Annotated in this window: 14 protein-coding genes; 11 read left to right on the forward strand and 3 right to left on the reverse strand. The window is 70.8% G+C overall.

Annotation, left to right across the window (positions count from 1 at the left end; translation table 11 throughout):
• The 11 genes from FJ311_13165 to FJ311_13215 form a co-directional block, all read left to right on the forward strand.
• Window positions 1-398, forward strand: a 398-nt coding sequence (locus FJ311_13165; GenBank protein MBM3952385.1) for an alpha/beta fold hydrolase, incomplete at its 5' end; no start/stop codon positions are given.
• A gap of 11 nt (window positions 399-409) precedes the next feature.
• Window positions 410-1,354, forward strand: a complete 945-nt coding sequence (locus FJ311_13170) for an ornithine cyclodeaminase family protein (GenBank protein ID MBM3952386.1) — start codon at window positions 410-412, stop codon at window positions 1,352-1,354.
• 49 nt (window positions 1,355-1,403) lie between these two features.
• Window positions 1,404-2,138, forward strand: a complete 735-nt coding sequence (gene pyrF, locus FJ311_13175; protein MBM3952387.1) for an orotidine-5'-phosphate decarboxylase — start codon at window positions 1,404-1,406, stop codon at window positions 2,136-2,138.
• 24 nt (window positions 2,139-2,162) lie between these two features.
• Window positions 2,163-2,804 carry a phosphoribosylanthranilate isomerase gene (locus FJ311_13180; GenBank protein MBM3952388.1) on the forward strand — a complete coding sequence of 214 codons (642 nt, stop codon included), beginning with the start codon at window positions 2,163-2,165 and terminating at the stop codon, window positions 2,802-2,804.
• A 119-nt stretch (window positions 2,805-2,923) separates the two neighbouring features.
• A complete protein-coding gene (gene trpB / locus FJ311_13185; GenBank protein ID MBM3952389.1) occupies window positions 2,924-4,135 on the forward strand; it encodes a tryptophan synthase subunit beta in 1,212 nt (403 codons plus the stop codon).
• Complete coding sequence (locus FJ311_13190; GenBank protein MBM3952390.1) at window positions 4,132-5,001, forward strand: tryptophan synthase subunit alpha; 870 nt, start codon at window positions 4,132-4,134, stop codon at window positions 4,999-5,001. Before trpB ends, FJ311_13190 begins: the two co-directional genes overlap by 4 nt.
• Before the next feature lie 7 nt (window positions 5,002-5,008).
• Window positions 5,009-5,917: an acetyl-CoA carboxylase carboxyltransferase subunit beta gene (locus FJ311_13195; GenBank protein MBM3952391.1), complete on the forward strand. Its 909-nt coding sequence runs from the start codon at window positions 5,009-5,011 to the stop codon at window positions 5,915-5,917.
• Window positions 5,918-6,073: 156 nt separating this feature from the next.
• Window positions 6,074-7,369, forward strand: a complete 1,296-nt coding sequence (locus FJ311_13200; protein ID MBM3952392.1) for a bifunctional folylpolyglutamate synthase/dihydrofolate synthase — start codon at window positions 6,074-6,076, stop codon at window positions 7,367-7,369.
• Between the two features lie 162 nt (window positions 7,370-7,531).
• On the forward strand, window positions 7,532-8,323 hold the full coding sequence (locus FJ311_13205; GenBank protein MBM3952393.1) for an MBL fold metallo-hydrolase: 792 nt from the start codon (window positions 7,532-7,534) through the stop codon (window positions 8,321-8,323).
• Window positions 8,324-8,372: 49 nt separating this feature from the next.
• The gene (locus tag FJ311_13210) at window positions 8,373-8,978 is read left to right on the forward strand and encodes a transcriptional regulator (GenBank protein ID MBM3952394.1); all 606 of its coding nucleotides are present in this window, start codon (window positions 8,373-8,375) and stop codon (window positions 8,976-8,978) included.
• A complete protein-coding gene (locus tag FJ311_13215) occupies window positions 8,965-9,399 on the forward strand; it encodes a hypothetical protein (protein MBM3952395.1) in 435 nt (144 codons plus the stop codon). The genes FJ311_13210 and FJ311_13215 overlap by 14 nt, the downstream gene beginning before the upstream one ends.
• A gap of 179 nt (window positions 9,400-9,578) precedes the next feature.
• Here FJ311_13215 and trxA read toward each other — a convergent pair whose 3' ends face one another.
• The 3 genes from trxA to addB form a co-directional block, all read right to left on the reverse strand.
• Window positions 9,579-9,896 (reverse strand): thioredoxin TrxA, encoded by a 318-nt coding sequence (gene trxA, locus FJ311_13220; protein MBM3952396.1) that lies wholly within the window; start codon window positions 9,894-9,896, stop codon window positions 9,579-9,581.
• A gap of 77 nt (window positions 9,897-9,973) precedes the next feature.
• Window positions 9,974-13,498 (reverse strand): double-strand break repair helicase AddA, encoded by a 3,525-nt coding sequence (gene addA, locus FJ311_13225; GenBank protein MBM3952397.1) that lies wholly within the window; start codon window positions 13,496-13,498, stop codon window positions 9,974-9,976.
• Window positions 13,495-15,080: double-strand break repair protein AddB (gene addB, locus FJ311_13230; protein MBM3952398.1), on the reverse strand; the 1,586-nt coding region annotated here is incomplete at its 5' end. The genes addA and addB, both read right to left, overlap by 4 nt.

The following is a 15,080-nucleotide window of genomic DNA, read 5'->3' on the forward strand; positions in this document are numbered from 1 at the left end:
TCGACGATCCCGATCCGGCCGTGCACCTGCCGGCCGCGCGCGCCTGGAGCCGCTACGAAACCGGCTGCTCCTATCTGGTGCCGCCGGCGGGCGTCGAGGACGGCGCGGCGGGCGCGCTCGCGCTCGCGCGCATCGAGGCGCATTATTTCGCCCGCCGCATGTTCCTGCCCGAGAACCACGTTCTCGCCAACTTCGGCCAGGTGCGCGCGCGCCCCGCGACCATCGTGCAGGGGCGCTACGACATGATCTGCCCGGCCGCCACCGCCGACGAGCTGGCGCGGGCCTGGCCGGACGCGCGTTACGTGGTGGTGCCCGACGCCGGCCATTCGGCGATGGAACCGCCGATCCGCTCGGCCCTGGTCGAGGCGACCGAGGCGATGAAGGAGCATCTCGGATAAGATCCGCCGCGATGCGCATTCTCGCCAACGCCGACGTCGCGCGAACCCTCGACTACGCCGGGCTGATGGAACGGATTGCCGCCGCGTTCCGCGCCGGAAGCCCGGACCGGCCGAGCGCGCCGCTCCGCCACCACCACGCCTTCGCCGACGCCGGCACGCTCCTGCTGATGCCGGCGTGGGACCGGCGGTTCGTCGGCGTCAAGATCGCGACCGTGGTTCCCGGCAACGCCGCGCGCGGACTCGCCAGCGTGCAGTCGACGTACCTGCTGCTCGACGGCGAAACCGGCGAGACGCGCGCCGTGATCGAGGGCCGCGAATTGACGCTCAGGCGGACGGCGGCGGCATCCGCGCTCGCGTCGCGCTATCTATCGCGGCCCGACAGCGCGCGTCTCCTGCTGGTGGGCGCCGGCGCGCTCGCGCCGCATCTCGCGCGCGCCCACGCGCTCGTCCGCCCGATCCGGGAAATCGCCGTCTGGAACCGCACCCCGGCGCGGGCGGCGGCGCTGGCCGAAGCCCTGGCCGCCGATCCGGCGCTGGCCGGGCGCGCGGTGGCGGCGACCGCGGATTTGGCCGCCGCCGTCGCCCGGGCCGATATCGTCGCCGTCGCCACGCTCGCGACCGAGCCGGTGGTGCTGGGCGCCTGGCTCCGGCCCGGCCAGCACCTCGACCTGGTCGGAAGCTTCCGCCCGCACATGCGCGAGGTCGACGACGCGGCCCTCGGGCGCGCCAGCCTCTATTGCGACACCCGCGCGGGCGCGATGAGGGAATCGGGCGATCTCGCCGGGCCGCTCGCGCGCGGCGTCATCGCGCCCGGCGACATTCGCGGCGATCTGTTCGACCTGGTACGCAACGACCGTCCGGCGCGAAGCGGCGCGGACGAGATCACGCTCTTCAAGTCGGTCGGCCACGCCTTCGAGGATTTCGCCGCCGCGGTCATGGCCTACGAGCGCGGGTGAACCGTCGTCCGGCTGGCCTTGGCCGGGCGCGGAGCGTATAAACGCGGCCATGAAACCGAACGCCCTTTCGCCCGCCGAGCGCCTGTTCGTCGCCCTCGACACCGCCGACGCCGACGCCGCCGTCGCGCTCGCCGGCAAGCTCAAGGGCGTCGCCGGCGGCGTGAAACTGGGCAAGGAATTCTTCACCGCCCACGGCCCCGCCGGCGTCGCCCGCGTCGCCGCCAAAGGGTTGCCGGTTTTTCTCGACCTCAAGTTCCACGACATTCCCAACACCGTCGCCGGCGCGATCAAGGCGGCGTTGGCGCTGAAGCCGTTCATGCTCAACGTGCACGCCTCGGGCGGAGCGGCCATGATGCGCGCGGCGGCGCAGGCGGCTTCGGAACCGGGCGCGGTGCGCCCGCTGGTGGTGGCGGTCACCGTGCTGACGTCGCTTGACGACGACGACCTCCGCGCCGTCGGCATGCGCCCGCCGGTGGCCGAACAGGCGGTGCGCCTCGCCAGGCTCGCGCACGCGAGCGGGCTCGACGGCGTCGTCTGCTCGGCGAAGGAATCGATGGCCATCCGCGGCGCGTGCGGGCGCGGGTTCCGCCTGGTGGTGCCGGGCATCCGGCCGGCGTGGGCGGAGGCCGGCGACCAAAAACGGATCGTGACGCCCAGCGAGGCGATCGCCCTCGGCGCCGACTATCTGGTGGTCGGCCGGCCGATCACCGGGGCGCGCGATCCGGTCGCCGCCGCCAAGCGCGTGGTCGCCGAGATCGCCAACCCCGACAACGCGGACCCATGAGCGCGGGGCCATGAGCGCGGAACCATGAGCGTCGCGGTCAAGATCTGCGGCCTCAACGACGCGGGAAGCGTCGCGGCGGCGGTCGCGGGCGGCGCGGCGTTGGTCGGCTTCGTCTTCTTTCGGGCATCGCCGCGTTATGTGGAACCGGAAACGGCCGCGCGCCTCGGCGCGAATGTCCCGAAATCGATCCTCAAGGTGGGCCTGGTGGTGGACGCCGACGACGCGACGCTGGCCCGCATCGTCGAGCGCGCCGGGATCGACATGCTCCAGCTGCACGGCGCCGAGACGCCCGCGCGCGCCGCCGAAATCCATTTACGTTTCGGATTGCCGGTGATGAAAGTTATTCCGGTCGAGACCGCCCTCGACGTGGACAAGGCGCGCGAGTTCGAATCCGTCGCCGACCGGCTGATGTTCGACGCGCGTCCGCCCAAGGACGCGACCCGGCCCGGCGGCAACGCGCGGCCCTTCGACTGGACGCTGCTGAAGGGCCGCGCCTTCGCCAAGCCCTGGCTGCTGGCGGGCGGGCTAACGGCGGCCAACGTCGCCGACGCCGTGCGCGCGAGCGGGGCCCGCGCGGTCGACGTTTCCTCCGGCGTCGAGACCGCGCCCGGACAGAAGAGCCCGGCGAAGATCGCGGAGTTCCTGAAAATCGCGGCGGCGCTGTAGGGCGCTCCCGCCTTTGCTCCCCGGCCCCGGCTGTGGTTTATTAGGCGCCCCTTATCCGCAATCGCGATCTTTTCCGGGTTCCGCTTACTTACGGGCGTTTGTTACGGGCGTTTCTGGGCATGACCAAACCGAACACCTACCGCGCCGGCGCCGACGAAGGGGGCCATTTCGGCCTCTACGGCGGGCGCTTCGTCGCCGAAACCCTGATGCCGCTGATCCTGGAGGTCGAGCGCGCCTATGCGCGCTACAAGGACGACCCGGAGTTCCTGGCCGAGAAGACGTATTATTATAAGCATTACGTCGGCCGGCCGAGCCCGCTCTATTACGCCAGGCGGCTGTCCGAGCGGTTGGGCGGCGCCAAGATCTATTTCAAGCGCGAGGACCTGAACCACACCGGCGCGCACAAGGTCAATTCCTGCATCGGCCAGATCCTGCTCGCGCGGCGCATGGGCAAGACCCGCGTCATCGCCGAAACCGGCGCCGGCCAGCACGGCGTCGCCACCGCCACCGTCTGCGCCCTGTTCGACATCCCCTGCGTCGTCTACATGGGCACCGTCGACGTCGCCCGCCAGGCGCCCAACGTGTTCCGCATGAAGATGCTGGGCGCCGAGGTGCGCGGCGTGACCTCGGGCGCCGCCACCCTCAAGGACGCCATGAACGAGGCGCTGCGCGACTGGGTCGCCAACGTGCGCGACACCTATTACCTGATCGGCACCGTCGCCGGCCCGCACCCCTACCCGACCATGGTGCGCGATTTCCAATCGGTGATCGGCGACGAAACCCGCCAACAGATCCTGGAGCTGGAAGGCCGCCTGCCCGATTCGCTGGTCGCCTGCGTCGGCGGCGGCTCGAACGCCATGGGACTTTTTCATCCGTTCCTCGACGACGCCGGCGTGCGCATCGTCGGCGTCGAGGCCGCGGGCGAAGGCATCCGCACCGGCCGCCACGCCGCCAGCCTGAACGCCGGCCGGCCCGGCGTGCTGCACGGCAACCGCACCTATTTGCTCCAGGACGCGGACGGGCAAATCCAGGAAGCGCATTCCATTTCCGCCGGGCTCGATTATCCCGGCATCGGGCCGGAACATTCCTGGCTGAAGGACATCGGCCGCGCCGAATACGCGACCATCACCGACAAGGAAGCGGTCGAGGCCTTCCACCTGCTCACCCGCACCGAGGGCATCATCCCCGCGCTCGAATCCGCGCACGCGATCGCGCACGCGGCCAAGATGGCGCCGAAGCTGCCCAGGTCGCATGTGATGGTGGTGTGCCTGAGCGGGCGCGGCGACAAGGACCTCAACACCATCGCCAACATCTCGGGAACCACGTTGTGAGCCGCGCGCCGCAAACCCGCGCGCCGCAAACCCGCATCGCGCGCCGCTTCGCCGCGCTCCGCGCCGAGGGCCGCGCCGGCCTGGTCACCTTCCTCACCGCGGGCGACCCCGACCCGAAGACGTCCTGGGACATCCTCGCGGGCCTGCCCCGGGCGGGCGCCGACGTGATCGAACTCGGCATGCCGTTTTCCGATCCGATGGCCGACGGCCCGGCGATCCAGGCGAGTTCCTTGCGCGCCCTCAAGGCGGGCGAGACGCTCAAGAAAACCCTCGCCACCGTGGCGCGCTTTCGCAAGACCGAGGCCGAAACCCCGGTCGTGCTGATGGGCTATTTCAACCCGATTTATTCCTACGGCGTCGCCAGGTTCCTCAAGGACGCGCGCGCGGCCGGCGTCGACGGGCTCATCGTCGTCGACACGCCGATCGAGGAAGAGGACGAGTTGTGTAACCCTGCGCGCGCGGCCGGATTCGATTTCATCCAGCTGGTGGCGCCGACCACCGGCGAGAACCGCCTGCCCAAGGTGTTGGCGCGCGCCTCGGGCTTCGTCTATTACGTCTCCATCACCGGCATCACCGGCACGCGCTCGGCCGTCGCCGGCGAGGTCGCCAAGGCGGTCCGGGGCATCCGCCGCCATACGCCGTTGCCGGTCGCGGTCGGGTTCGGGATCAAGACGCCGAAGCAGGCGGCCGAGATCGCCCGCGTCGCCGACGCCGCCGTGGTCGGCTCGGCCCTGGTCAACGTCATCGCCGGCGGCCTCGGCCGCGACGGCAAGGCGAAGAAGGGCTTGGCCGGGCGGGTGCTGCGGCTGGTGGCGAGTCTCGCGCACGGGATACGGCGAGCCCGCAAAAAAGCGAAAGCCGCGTGAGATCGCGATGAACTGGCTCAAGAATTTCGTGCGGCCGAAGCTCCGCCAGCTGGTGGGCAAGCCGAAGGACGTCCCCGACGACCTCTGGCACAAGTGCCCGGCGTGCGGCCAGATGATCTTCCACCGCGAGTTGGAAAAGAATCTCCGCGTCTGCCAGCACTGCGGCCACCACCTGCGGCTTTCGGCGCCGGAACGCTTCGCCATGCTGTTCGACGAGCGCGCCTATCAGACGATCGAGGTCAAGGCCCCGCTCCACGACCCGCTCAAGTTCCGCGACCAGAAGAAATACGCCGACCGCCTCAAGGACGCCCAGGCCAAGACCGGACGCGACGACGCCGTCGCCGTGGCGCACGGGCGGATCGGCGGCGAGGCGGCCGTGGTCGCCGCGCTCGATTTCGCGTTCATGGGCGGCTCGATGGGCATCGCCGTGGGCGAAGGCCTGCTCGCCGCCGCCGACCTCGCCAAGGAAAGACGCGCGCCGCTGATCGTGGTGACGTCGTCGGGCGGCGCGCGCATGCAGGAAGGCATTTTCTCGCTGATGCAGATGGCGCGCACCACCATCGCGGTCGAGGAGCTGCGCGCGGCGCGCATTCCCTACATCGTCGTGCTGGCCGATCCGACCACCGGCGGGGTGTCGGCGTCGTTCGCCATGCTCGGCGACATCGCCATCGCCGAGCCGGGCGCGATCATCGGCTTCGCCGGCGCGCGCGTGATCGAACAAACCATCCGCGAGAAGCTGCCGGAAGGATTCCAGCGCGCCGAATACCTGCTCGACCACGGCATGGTCGACATGGTGGTGCACCGCCAGGACTTGCGCGCGACGCTGGCGAAGCTGCTGCGCCTGCTCGCGCCCGCGCACGCGACCGGCGCCGTCCCGGGCGCGCCGCTCGCCGGACGCGGCCTCGCGCTCCGCTAATTCCGTGCGCGTCGAATCACCCCCACCCCAACCCTCCCCCATCGAGGGGGAGGGGGATTTATTGGAATTCCCTCCCCCGTCGCGCCGACAGGCGCGCATTCGCACGACGCGGGGGAGGGCTAGGGTGGGGGGTGGCCGCACGGACGAGCCGCCGTCATGTCCGTAAATCCCGGCCCGATTCTCGAACGGCTGACCCGGCTGCACCCGAAGGTCATCGATCTGTCGCTCGGCCGCATCGAGCGGCTGCTCGGCCGGCTCGACGAGCCGCACCTGAAACTCGCGCCCGTGGTCCACGTCGCCGGCACCAACGGCAAGGGATCGACGGTCGCCTTCCTGCGCGCGATGCTGGAGGCGGCCGGGCGGCGGGTGCACGTCTACACCTCGCCGCACCTGGTGCGATTCAACGAACGCATCCGCGTCGGCGGCGCGATCATCGGCGACGCGGAATTGTCCGCGCTGCTGGAGGAATGCGAAACCGCGAACGCGGGCGAGCCGATCACGTTTTTCGAGATCACCACGGCCGCCGCCTTCCTCGCCTTCGCCCGCGCGCCCGCCGACGTGGTGCTGCTCGAAACCGGCCTCGGCGGAAGATTGGACGCCACCAACCTGATCCCGCGCCCGGCCGCCTGCGCGATCACCCCGGTATCCATGGACCACCAATTCTACCTCGGCAATACGCTCGCCAAGATCGCGGGCGAGAAGGCGGGAATCTTGAAGGCCGGGACCCCTTGCGCGGTCGCGGCGCAAAACCTCGAGGCGTTCGCCGTCATCGACGAACGCGCGCGGGCGGTCGGCGCGGATTTATTTCTTGAAAGACGCGACTGGACCATGACGAGGCGGGAGAACGGCCTCGGCTACGCCGACGGCGAGGGCCGTTTCGCGCTGCCGCTCCCCGCCTTGCCCGGCGCGCACCAGACCGGCAACGCCGGGCTCGCCGTCGCGGCGCTGAGGCTGCTCGCGCGCTCGGGGATTTCCGTGGCCGACACCGCCATTGCCGAAGGATTGACGCGCGTCGAATGGCCGGCGCGGTTGCAGCGCCTCACGCGCGGGCCCTTGGTCGCGGCGCTGCCGCCCGGCTGGGAACTCTGGCTCGACGGCGGTCACAACCCGGCCGCGGGCGAGGCGTTGGCCGCCCACGCCGCGCAATGGGCGCGGGAGCGGCCCATGTATCTCGTCTTCGGCATGATCAACACCAAGGACATCGCCGGGTTCCTGGCGCCGCTCGCGCCGTTCGCGCGTTCGGCGCGGGCGCTCGCCATTCCCAACGAGGCCAACGCGGTGCCGGCCGAAACCCTCGCCCAAGCCGCGCGCGGGCTCGGCCTCGCCGCCGAAACCGCGCCCGACGCGGCGGCGGCGGTCGCGGCCCTGGCGGCGCGGGCGCCGGAACCCGCGCGCGTGCTGATTTGCGGCTCGCTTTATCTCGCCGGAACCATTTTGGCCGACAACGGCTGATCGGCCGGAGCCCGTTCTGATTCGACGGAATCGTCGCCCCCGCGGAAGCGGGGGCCCAGGATTTTGGAAAGACTGGATTCCCGCTTGCGCGGGAATGACGGAATAAAGACATCCGAGCGGGGGATGCTCTAAACTCGTTCCCATCAACCGGGAGCAAGCATCGTGATCGTCGAACCAATCTGGACCGCCAACAATTATCGCAACTTCAACTACCTGATCGCCTGCCCGGAAACCGGCGAGGCGCTGGCCATCGACCCGCTCGACCACGAAAAATGCCTGGCCGCCGCCAAGGCGCGCGGCTGGACCGTCACCCAGGTGCTCAACACCCACGAGCACGGCGACCACATCGGCGGCAACCGCTTCGTGATCGCGGCGACCGGGGCGAAATTGCTGGCCCACGCCGCCGCCAAGGATAGCATTCCGGGCATCGACCGGGGATTGAAGGCGGGCGACGCGATCCGGGTCGGCCGCACCGTCGAGCTGCAAGTGCTCGATACCCCCGGCCACACCATGAGCCACGTCTGCCTGCTCGCGCACGCGAACCGGCCCGGGCTTTTTTGCGGCGATACGCTGTTCAACGCCGGGGCCGGCAACTGCCACAACGGCGGCCACCCGAAGGAGCTTTATCGCACCTTCGCCGGCCAGCTTTACGCGCTTTCCGACGACACCGTGATCTATCCCGGCCACGACTACATCGAGAACAACCTGCGCTTCACGCTGGATCGCGAGCCGGACAACGCGCACGCGGCCGCGATGCTGAAAACCGCCGCCGCCGAGCCGCCCGAACGGCGCACGCCGACCACCATCGGCGTCGAGCGCAAGATCAACACCTTCTTCCGCCTCGACAACCCGAGCGTGATCCGGCGCCTGCGCGAGGTGTTCCCGAGCCTCCCGGAAAAGCCCGAGCCGGAGGAAGTGTTCCTGCTCCTTCGCCGCATGCGCAACGATTGGTGAAGCCGGCGGACCCTTGCATATTCCCAAAAAGGGAATTATTATTCCCAATATGGGTATGATCCATCCGCCCGCCGCTGGGCTCGCCGACGCGCTGTTCTCGCGCGTGCAGCAGCGCGTCCTCGCCATCCTGTTCGGCCAGCCGGACCGCGACTTTCAGGGCGCGGAGCTGATCCGTCTCGCCGGATCGGGGACCGGCGCGGTGCATCGGGAACTAACCCGCCTCGCCGCGAGCGGCCTAGTCTCGGTGTCGCGGACCGGCCGCCAAAAATATTACCGCGCTAACCGGGACTCGCCGATCTTCGGCGAACTGCACCGTCTGGTGCTGAAAACGGCCGGGCTCGCGGGGCCGCTGTGGGAGGCTTTGGCGCCATTCGCCGGGCGCATCCGTGCCGCGTTCGTTTACGGCTCGGTGGCTAAGGCGACCGACACGGCGAAAAGCGACATCGATCTGATGGTGCTGACCGACAAGCTCGCCTACGCCGACATCTACAAGGCGTTGCAATCGGCGGAAGCCGTCCTGCACCGCCCCGTGAATCCGAACCTCATGTCGCTCCGGGATTGGAAGCGCAAGCGCGGCCAGGACGGCTCCTTCGTGGCGAAAATCGCGCGGCAGCCCAAAATATTCGTGCTCGGGAGCGAAGATGACCTCCCCTGAACTCGACAATCTGGCGCGCATCGGCAAGCTCAAGAAAGAGCCGGGCGCGCCGACGGAGATCGAGGGACTGTTGCGGTCCGGACGGGCGCGCCTGACGGACGCCAAGAATCAGGGGCTGGCCCCGGAAAGCCGGTTCGACCTCGCCTATAACGCAGCGCACGCGCTGGCGTTGGCGGCGTTGCGCCGGCGGGGTTATCGCTCGGACAACCGCTATCTCGTGTTCCAGGCGTTGCCCCACACCCTCGGGCTCGGGCCGGAGGTTTGGCGCGTGCTCGCCAAATGCCATGAACGGCGCAACGCGGCGGAATACGAAGGCGCTCTTGAAATCGACGACCGGCTGCTCGCCGATCTGATCGCCGCGACGGACGCGGTGCTGACGGCGGTTGCCGTCCCTGGGCCGACGCCGCTGGGCAAAAAATAGGCGGCGCAGATCCTCGGACAACTCTCGCTCGTCATGCCCGCGAAAGCGGGCATCCAGCGGCGCCCTGGACCCCCGCTTGCGCGGGGGTGACAAAACAGAGCGACGCATCCCGACATCCGAAAACAAAAAAGCCCGGCCTTGCGGCCGGGCTTTTTTATTCGCCGAGAGCGGCGCACCGGTCAGATCATCGACTCGATCCACTCTTTCAGCTTGTTCTTGGGCAGCGCGCCGACCTTGGTCGCGGCGACCTGGCCGCCCTTGAACAGGATCAGGGTCGGAATGCCGCGCACGCCGTAGCGCGACGGCGCGACCGGGTTTTCGTCGACGTTGAGCTTGGCGATGGTCACCTTGCCGTTGAGTTCGGTCGAGATTTCCTCGAGCGCCGGGGCGATCTGCCGGCAGGGGCCGCACCATTCGGCCCAGAAATCGACCACCACCGGGCCGGCGGACTTGAGGACGTCGGTTTCGAACGAGGCGTCGGTGACTGCTTTGCTCATGGGGACCTTCTTTGCGGGAATGGCGGCGCTGGCGGCGGGGAAAAGCGGAGGAAATCTAGGTGCGGGGTCGGGGCCCGTCAACCCCGCGCCGCCGGGTACGGCACAGGCGCGAAGCGGTCGAGCGCGGCGGCGGAAAGTTCCATGATTCGCGGCCCTTCGGTCCACAGCAGCGCGCAGCGCACGGTCCGCCCGGGAAACGCGCCCGCGAGCAGCGCCCGGTAAAGCGCCATCTGGCGGAGATAGATGTCGGGCACCTGCGATTCGTTCGCGGACGGGCGGCGATGGGTCTTGTAGTCGAGCGCCAGCACCGAATCGGCCAACACGACGAGCCGGTCCACCTGCCCGGCGACGGCCGTATCGCCGACCACGCCGACCATCGGCACCTCGGCCCGGCTTTCGGGCCCGAACAGGGGCGCGAACGCGGGCTCGGCCATGACGCCGAGCGCCTCGGCCGCGAGCGCCGCGCGCGCGGGGGCGTCCCAATCGGCGGCCGCGCGTTCGAGCCAGCGCGCCGCCGCGTTCGCACGCCGTTCGGGGGCGACGTTGGGAAGATGCTGCAGCAGGCGGTGCAGCAACGTGCCGCGCCGGAAGCGCGCGCCATTGTCGGCCCCGAGCGGCGACGAGGCGCCCGGTTCCTCGCCCGCCGGGCGCGAGGGCGCGAGCGGCTTCGGCGGTGCCGGCTCCGGCGGCGCCGGCTCGCGCGCCCAGTCCGGCAACAACTCGCCGGCGACGCGGACGATTTTCGCCTTGTCCTCGCGTTCCGCGTGCCGTGTCTGCGGCGTTTCGAGGCGCAGCACGGTCGCACCGGCGGTTTCGCCGGCCGCGCGCAGGAACGGATCGTCCGCTTCCCGGGCGACGCCCCGGAGCCCTTCGCGCACCAAGTCGTACCAGTTGCCCTCGGGCGGCGCCTTGCGCCCGCGCCAGCCGCAAATATAAAGACGGTCCTCGGCCCGGGTCATGGCGACGTAGAGCAGGCGGCGGAATTCGTCGCCGTCGCGCGCCGCCGCGCGCGCGCGTTCGGTTTCCGCCACTTCCTCGGCGAAAGCGCGCCGCGGCGGCCACAGCAGAAGTTCGGGCGAGGATTCGTCGCCGTCCGCCGCGCGCGGCCAGAAGAATTTCGGTCCGCGCCCGGGCACCTGCAGGGTGTCGGGCAGGAACACCACCGGCGCCTGCAGGCCCTTGGCGCCGTGCACCGTGATGACGCGCACCGCGTCGGCGGGCCCGTGCTCCAGGTCGCGCTTGACCTCGACCGCGCCGCGCTCCAGCCAGTGCAAAAATCCTTCGAGCGAGGGCGGATGCGCGCGCTCGAACGCCAGCGCCAGATCGAGAAACACGGTCAAGGGATCGTCGGCGTCGGGGCCGAGCCGGGCGAGCAATTTTTCCCGCCCGCGCCCGCGCCCGAGCGCGTCGGCGTAGAATTCGAACGGCGGCACGAAATCGGCGCGCGCCAGGTATCCCGCCAATTCGTCGCGGGCGCGCGCGAACGCGGGGTTTTCCCCGGCGCGCGCGTTGAGCGCGCGCCATAAGTTCCCCTCGCGCCGGTGGGCGAGCCGGAACAAATCGTCCTCGCTCAATCCCACCAGCGGGCTTTTGAGCAGGCAGGCGAGGGTAAGGTCGTCTTCCGGCAACAGCGCGAACCGCCCGAGCGCGACCAGGTCCATCACCGCCAGGTGTTCGGTCAGCACCAGGCGGTCGACCCCGGCGACGGCGATATGGAGTTCCTTCAACGCCCGCACCAGCGCGTCGACGAACGCGGTGCGGCGGCGGACCAGCACCATCACGTCGCCGGGCCGGATCGGCCGTGCGCGCGCGGGCAACATTTCCCGCTCGCGCACCATGCGCGCGATGCGCCCCGCGACCAGCCGGGCGAGGCGCGTTTCGGGCGAATCGCCCCGCGTCCGTTCGACCGGCGGCTTCCACGCCGGGAGATCGTCGGTGGGCTTGGGCTCGACCGGCGGCCACAGTTCCACCAGCCCGCCGGATCCGGCGCGGAACGCCTTGTGGCGTATCGGCGCGCCGTCGAGGTTGACCCCGCTTGATGCCGCCGGATTGGCGAACACCGCGTCGACCGCCTCCAGCACGGCGGCGACGGAACGGAAGCTGACGGTCAGGTCCACTTTGCGAAACGGGCGTTCGGCGGCACGGGTCCGGGCCGCGAACGCCTCGCGCATTTCAAGGAACGCGCCCGGGTCGGCGCCCTGGAAGCCGAAGATCGATTGCTTGACGTCGCCGACCGCGAACACGGTGCGCGGGGCCAGGCCGAGCGCCTCGTGCCGGCCGCGCCCGACGAAGAATTCGGCGGCGAGCGCGGCGATCACCCGCCACTGCTCGGGGTTGGTGTCCTGGGCCTCGTCGATCAGGATGTGGTCGATGCCGCCGTCGAGCTTGTAGAGCACCCAGGAGGCGTTGCCCTCGGTCGCGAGCATCTTCTCGGCGGCGTGGATCAGGTCGTCGTAGTCGAGCAGCGCGCGGGCGCGCTTGCGCGCGGCATACGAATCGAGCAGCGCACGGGCGAGGACGAGAAGCGCCGCCGTCGCCGCCGCCAGCGCCGCCGCGCGGCGGCGGAATTCAGCCGCGAGCAGGCGCGCGGCCTCGCCGTCGAGAATAACGTCGATGCCCGCGTTCTTCGCCGCAACGTCCTTGGTCACCAGCCGCTCGCGGATTTTCGGCAACTCGCCGGAAAATGTGAGAAACAAGTCCGCGTAATCGTCGAACGCGGCGGCGCGGGCCTCGGGGGCGGCCGCGAGCCAGCGCGCGATCCCCTCGCCCCGCTCGCGGTCGGTTTTTTTCGTACTGGCGCGGAGGCCGTCGGCCGCGAATTTCAAGCCGAGCGCGTCGAACGCGCGGTCGGCGCAGGCCTCCGCGACGACCGAGTCCGGCGTTTCGCCGTCGCCGAGCCCGAGCGTGCGCCGCAGCGCCGCGATCGTGCGGGCGAGGGATTCCGCGCCCCGGCCGAAACGGTCGAACATGCGCCCGAGCCGCGCCCGCGCGCGCGCCAGTTCGGTCATCAATCCGGCGAAGTCCTCTTCGTTCACATGGCGCGTCACTTCGGCGAGCGCCGCGCCCAGCGCGCCGCCGTCGGCCTCGGCGCGCGCGAGCGTTTCTTCCCGCGCCTGGGCGAGCATTTCCTCGGCGTCGCGTTCGTCCATGAGCGCGAAGTGGGGCGCGATGCCGGCTTCGAGCGGAAAGCGGCGCAGCAGCGATTGGCCGAAGGCGTGGATGGTCTGGATCGGCATGCCGCCCGGCGCGTCGAGCACGCGCGCGAACAGGCCGCGCGCGCGATTTTTCTCCGCCGCGTCCGCCGGCCGCCCGAGCAGCGAGGCGAGCTCCTTTTCCAAATCCGCGTCCGCCGCCGTCGCCCACGGCCCGAGGCGCTCGGCGATGCGCTTGCTCATCTCGGCCGCGGCGGCCTTGGTGAAGGTGAGGGCGAGAATGCGTTCCGGCGCCATGCCTTCCAGCAGCAGGGCGAGGATGCGCTCGGTCAGCACCTGGGTCTTGCCGGTGCCGGCCGAGGCCGCGACCCACACCGACGCGGCCGGATCGGCGGCGCGCCGCTGGTCGGCCGCCGGATCGAGCGGGGCGATGGTCGCCGATCGGGTCATGCGTCGTCGCCCGCGATATCCGCCCATTCCTTGACGCGGGCGAGATGCTCGTAATCGCTGAAGCGCGGCGCCCGGTCGGGGCGCGGGCGCGCCTCGTAGGGCGTCGCCGGATCGTCGAACGCCGCGACCAGGCGGGCGAGGCCTTCGCGCGCCTCGGCGACCAGCCGCCCGGGATCGAGCGGCAAGACCTTGATCTCGCCCACGGGATCGCCGCCCTTGAGCCGCCAGTATTCGAGCCGGGCGACAAGGGCGGCCGGAACGTCGGCGAAGCCGCCCGCTTCGGCGATCATCGCCTCGATCGGCAGCTGCGGCGCGAAGCCGGCGGCGACTTCGTCGGTCTTGGGCGGCGCGCCGGTCTTGTAGTCGAGGATGACGAGGCGGCCGTCGTTGTCGCGGTCGATCCGGTCGGCGGTCGCGCGCACCGCGAACGGTCCCGCCGGGCCGGGGAGTTCGAGCCGGCCCTTGGCCTCGGTCGCGCTGGCGGCGAGACCGGCGCGGCGTTCGCCTTCCTCGGCCGCGAACCAGCGCGCGATGCGCGCGAAGCGCGGCCACCAGAACGCCCGGATGCCGGGGCGGTCGAGCACGGCGGCGAACGTTTCGCGCCCCAAGGCGAGCAGCGACGCCTCGGCTTCCGCCGGCAGCGGCGCGGGCGGCGGATGGCGCCGGATAAACCGTTCCAGCGCGGCATGGATGAAGGTTCCGTAATCGGCGCGGCTGGGATCGGCGTCGAGCGGATCGAGCGCCCTGAGGCCGAGCACGAACTCGGCGTAGATCGCGTAAGGATCGCGCATCCAGGTTTCGATCCGGGTCGCGGACAGCTCGCGCGGGCGCGCGGCCACCGGCGGGCACGGCCGCGGGCGCAATTCGGCGCGCGCGCGCGCCGCCGATTCCGCCGGCCGGTCGAGCAGCGCCTGCCACGCCGACCAATCCTCCGGATCGGCGAATCCGTCGGCATGCTCGGTGCCGCGCACCAGATTGGCGATCCGCATCAGCCAGCGCGACGGCACCGTCGGCGAACCGTCGACGCGCTCGGCGCGGGTGAGATAGACGCGCGGCGCGGCGAACGCCTGGACGAAATCGTGGGCGGAAAGGCCGATGCGCCGCTCCGGGCTCGGCAGGCCGAACGCGGCCATCATCGGCCGGCTCATCCACGGGCTCGCCGCCGCCTCGGGCGGCCAGCTGCCTTCGTTGAGCCCGCCCAGGATCAGGACATCGGCGTGCTGCAACCGGGCTTCGAGCGGGCCCCAGATGTGCAGGCGCGGGTGGAGGCCATAGGCCGGACGCACCACGCGCCCGGCGATCAGCGCCTCGAACAGGGCGGCGTAGGCCGCGCCCTCGACCGGGCCGAGGGCGTCGGCGGCATCGCGCAATTCAGCAACGACATCGGCCGCCGCCGTTCCGGCCGCGCCGGCCCACAGTCTTTGCGCGCCGTCGGCGTCGTCGTCCCGCGCCAGCGCCTCGGCGGCGGCGATATGCCGGGCGACGAGATCGCCGAGTTCCGCCGTCGGCGCGGCGACGGCCTCGGCGAACGGCCGCATGGCGTCCGCGAACGCGGCGACCGTGTCGCGCGCGCGCGGGTCGC

Source organism: Rhodospirillales bacterium (assembly GCA_016872535.1).
In the GTDB taxonomy this organism is placed as follows: domain Bacteria; phylum Pseudomonadota; class Alphaproteobacteria; order Rhodospirillales; family 2-12-FULL-67-15; genus 2-12-FULL-67-15.

Bases quoted from the DNA above. Each gene is read 5' to 3' on its own strand.
- FJ311_13195 (MBM3952391.1), top strand. From the start codon at position 5,009: ATGAACTGGCTCAAGAATTTCGTGCGGCCGAAGCTCCGCCAGCTGGTG.
- FJ311_13170 (MBM3952386.1), top strand. From the start codon at position 410: ATGCGCATTCTCGCCAACGCCGACGTCGCGCGAACCCTCGACTACGCC.
- FJ311_13200 (MBM3952392.1), top strand. From the start codon at position 6,074: ATGTCCGTAAATCCCGGCCCGATTCTCGAACGGCTGACCCGGCTGCAC.
- pyrF (MBM3952387.1), top strand. From the start codon at position 1,404: ATGAAACCGAACGCCCTTTCGCCCGCCGAGCGCCTGTTCGTCGCCCTC.
- FJ311_13180 (MBM3952388.1), top strand. From the start codon at position 2,163: ATGAGCGTCGCGGTCAAGATCTGCGGCCTCAACGACGCGGGAAGCGTC.
- FJ311_13215 (MBM3952395.1), top strand. From the start codon at position 8,965: ATGACCTCCCCTGAACTCGACAATCTGGCGCGCATCGGCAAGCTCAAG.
- trxA (MBM3952396.1), bottom strand. From the start codon at position 9,896: ATGAGCAAAGCAGTCACCGACGCCTCGTTCGAAACCGACGTCCTCAAG.
- addA (MBM3952397.1), bottom strand. From the start codon at position 13,498: ATGACCCGATCGGCGACCATCGCCCCGCTCGATCCGGCGGCCGACCAG.
- FJ311_13210 (MBM3952394.1), top strand. From the start codon at position 8,373: ATGGGTATGATCCATCCGCCCGCCGCTGGGCTCGCCGACGCGCTGTTC.
- trpB (MBM3952389.1), top strand. From the start codon at position 2,924: ATGACCAAACCGAACACCTACCGCGCCGGCGCCGACGAAGGGGGCCAT.